This window comes from uncultured Methylobacterium sp. (assembly GCF_964251405.1).
Lineage (GTDB): Bacteria > Pseudomonadota > Alphaproteobacteria > Rhizobiales > Beijerinckiaceae > Methylobacterium.
The window spans coordinates 1-3,566 of sequence record NZ_CAXUJR010000153.1 but is presented as its reverse complement, the minus strand read 5'-3'; the positions used below and the strand labels follow the sequence as shown (position 1 = coordinate 3,566).

General features: G+C 67.2%; 3 protein-coding genes. All 3 read right to left on the bottom strand.

All coding sequences use genetic code 11. The features are described 5' to 3' along the window. On the bottom strand, positions 1 to 807 hold an 807-nt coding region (locus ACFE7U_RS17430; protein WP_375410971.1), incomplete at its 3' end, for an ABC transporter permease. Then, a complete protein-coding gene (locus ACFE7U_RS17425) occupies positions 804 to 1,748 on the bottom strand; it encodes an ABC transporter permease (RefSeq protein ID WP_375410970.1) in 945 nt (314 codons plus the stop codon). The genes ACFE7U_RS17430 and ACFE7U_RS17425, both read right to left, overlap by 4 nt. Before the next feature lie 177 nt (positions 1,749 to 1,925). Then, positions 1,926 to 3,416, bottom strand: a complete 1,491-nt coding sequence (locus tag ACFE7U_RS17420; RefSeq protein ID WP_375410969.1) for an ABC transporter substrate-binding protein — start codon at positions 3,414 to 3,416, stop codon at positions 1,926 to 1,928. Positions 3,417 to 3,566: the final 150 nt, after the last annotated feature.

The window sequence follows — 3,566 nt, the reverse complement described above, 5'->3', positions numbered from 1 at the left end:
GCCGGGCCAGATCGCCATCCAGGGCGCCTGGTCGAGGAAGTTCTTGGCCACGTTGAGCATCGAGCCCCAGGAGGGGGCCGGCGGCTGCTGGCCGAGCCCGAGGAAGGACAGGCTCGCCTCGGCGATGATCGCGGCCGCGATGGTCAGCGTCGCCTGGACGAGGATGGCCGGGACGATGTTGGGCAGGATGTGTCGCAGAGCGATCCGCCAGGGCGGGTTGCCCACCGAGCGGGCCGATTCGACGAACTCTTCCGCTTTGATCGCCATCACCTGCGCCCGCGACAGCCGCACGAAGATCGACGTCGCCGAAAGCCCGATCGCCACCATGGCGTTGGTGAGGCTGGGGCCGAGGAAGGCGGCGAGCGCGATGGCGAGGATGAGGAACGGGATGGCGAGCAGCGCGTCGGTGAGGCGCATGATGGCGCCGTCGACGATGCCGCCCGCGTACCCCGCCAGCAGCCCTAGCGGGAGGCCCAGCGCGACGGCCAGCGCCACCGAGGTCAGGCCCGCCGCGAGCGACGCCCTGGAGCCGTGGATGATGCGCGAGAGCAGGTCGCGCCCGACCTCGTCGGTGCCGAAAGGATGCTCGAGGCTCGGCGCGGCGCGGACCGCGCCCCAGTCCGTCGCTGACGGGTCGTAGGGAGAGATCACGTCGGCGAGGAGCGCCACCGCGATCAGCGCGACGACCACGGCGAGGCCGAGCACGCCGCTCGGGCGCCTCCTCAGCCGGTGCCAGAACGCCCGAAGCGTCCCGGGCTCCGGGCTTGCACGGGCGGGGGTGGCTTCGATCGTCGCGGATCCACTCATGCCTGGCGCAGCTTCGGATTGACGAGGACGTAGGCCACGTCCGCCAGGAGGTTGAGCACGATGTAGGTGGCGGCGGTACAGATCACGACGCCCTGGACGGTGGCGTAGTCGCGGTTGAACACCGCGTCGACCATGAGCTTGCCGAAACCCGGAACCGAGAAGATCTGCTCGGTGAGGATCGCTCCCGACAGGAGCTGCCCGAATTCCAGCGCCCCCAGGGTGATGATGGGCACCGCCGCGTTGCGCAGGCAGTGGCGGATGATCACCGCGAGAGGCGCCACGCCCTTGGCCCGCGCCGTGCGGACGTAGTCGCTCTGGAGTACCTGCAGCATCGCCGCCCGGGTGTGGCGCATCATCACCGCCGCGATGGCGTTGCCGAGCACGAAGGCGGGCATGATCATCGCCTTGAGGTTTTCGGCCAAGCTCTCGCTCGGCGGCACGTAGCCCGAGGCCGGCAGCCAGCCGAGATAGACCGAGAAGAACAGGATCATCAGGATGCCGAGCCAGAAGTTCGGGATCGAGAGACCCCACAGGGCGATCCCGTTGGCGACGTAGTCGGCTGTCCGACCCTGCTTCACCGCCGAGAGAATGCCCATGGGCACGCCGATGATCAGCGCGATCAGCATGGCCATGCAGGCGAGCTGGAGCGTCACCGGAAGCTTCTCGGCGATGAGCGCGCTCACCGGCTGCTGCAGCCGGATCGACTCGCCGAGATCGCCCCGCAATACATCTTGCGCCCAGTACGCGTAGCGTACGGGCAACGAACGATCGAGGTGGTACTTCTCGCGGATGAAGGCGATGACCTCGGGGTCGCGTTCCTCGCCCGACAGGGCGGTCGCCGTGTCGCCCGGCAGCAGCTGTTGCAGGGCGAAGATGATCATCGAGGCGATGATCAGCGTCGGCACCGCGATGGCGAGACGTCGGGCGAGAAAGCTCAGCATGGGGCGGCCTTTTGCTGATTCTTCATGCCTTGTTATTCATGCCTTGAACCGTCCTTGCGTCGGCGCGGCCCTCTCCTCCCCCATGGATCCCGGGTGTTCCCGAGTTCCGCGGATAGGGTGCCCAAGTTGGGCCTGCCCGACTTGGATGCGGGGAGGCGAGTCTCGTCGCGATCCCCATCAATCGAGCTTCAGCCCGGTGTAGCGCACGAGACCGTCCGGATACTCGCCGAAACCCGACAGCTTCGTGCTGAAGGCCCAGAGCAGGCGGCGGTGGAAGAGGTAGACGAAGGGCCGGTCGGCCTGGGTCCGGTCGGCGAGCGCCTTCCAGGCGGCCTTGCGCTTGACCGTTTCGGTGCTCGCCCGCTCGGCCGTCATGGCGGCCTCGGCTTCCGGATTGCAGTAGCGTGAGTAGTTCAACGGCGTCTTGCAGGCGAGGAAGCTGAAGGTGTTGCCGTCGGGGTCGGGCCGGCCGCTCCAGTTGTAGAGATAGGCTTCAAAGTTGCCCTTGTCGGCGAGATCCAGCGCCGTGGTGAAGTCGGTGGCTTGCAGGCGTACATCAAAGCCGGCTTCCTTGGTCATCGCTTGGATGACCTGGCCCACCAGCGGCGCCTCGCTGTTGGCGTAGACGGTGAGGTTGACGACCGGGTTCTTCACTCCCGCCTGGGCCAGCAGCGCCTTCGCCTTGGCGATGTCGCGCTTCGGGATCGGGTACTCGGCGACGTAGTTCGGGTTCTTGGGTTGGACCCACTGGTTGCCCGCCACGAACTCGCCGTTGAAGACCACCTGGTTCAAGGCATTGCGGTCGATAGCAGCCTCGAAGGCGGCGCGTACGCGCGGGTCGGTGGCGAGTGGCGTATCCTTGGCGAGGTTGAAGACGATGCTCTGGAACCCGAGCTCCACCGTAGAGCCGACCTTGAGCTTGGCGTCGCGCTTCACCTGAGCGAGGTCATTGGGCGCCAGCCGCTCCAGGAGGTCGAGCTGGCCCGAGCGGAGGTTGGTGAGCCGCACGGTGCCGTCGGGGATCGGCCGGAACTCGATGCGCTTGATCTGAATCTGGTCCTTGTTCCAGTAGCCGTCGTAGCGCTCCACAACGATCCGGTCCTGGGGCACGCGCTCCACGAACTTGAACGGACCGGCGCAGACCGGCGCCGTCGAGAACTTGTCGCCGAGCGCCTGGGCGGCTTTCGGCGAGACCATCATGCCCGAGCGATCGGTGAACTGCGCCAGGAGCGGTGCGAACGGCGTCTTCAGGTTGATGCGGAAGGTGAGGTCGTCGACGACCTCGACGGTGTCGATGGGCGCGATCTCGCCGCGGCGCTGTGAGCCCGGCGTCTTCAGGTGGCGCTCGATGCTGAACTTGGCGGCCGCCGCGTTGAGCGGTTCGCCATCATGGAAGGTCACGCCGGGTCTCAGCGTCATCGTGAGGACCTTCTCGTCCTCCGACAGGCTCCAAGACGTGGCGAGCTGGGGCACCGGCTTCAGGTCCGGGCCGATATCGACGAGCTTGTCGCAAAGGGCGGCGAAGACCATGCGGCTCGTGAAGGTGCGCGCGAAAGTCGGGTCGAGGGCGTCGGGATCCTCCATCAGGCCGAACCGGAGGGTCTGGGCCTGGGCGGGCGCAGCCAGGAGCGTTCCTGCGAGGAGGACGGCGAGGGCGAGACGCGACATCGTGCGATGGTCCTTGGGAGTCGAGGTGGAAATCAACGCGTTGGGGCGACTGGAGCGACGACGGTCTGGCGCATATCCGACGCGACCGCTCTCGGGCTCGCCCAAGATCCGCACGCCCCCTTGCCGCGTCCCGCAGGTGCGACAGAAGGT

Bases quoted from the DNA above. Each gene is read 5' to 3' on its own strand.
- ACFE7U_RS17425 (WP_375410970.1), bottom strand. From the start codon at position 1,748: ATGCTGAGCTTTCTCGCCCGACGTCTCGCCATCGCGGTGCCGACGCTG.
- ACFE7U_RS17420 (WP_375410969.1), bottom strand. From the start codon at position 3,416: ATGTCGCGTCTCGCCCTCGCCGTCCTCCTCGCAGGAACGCTCCTGGCT.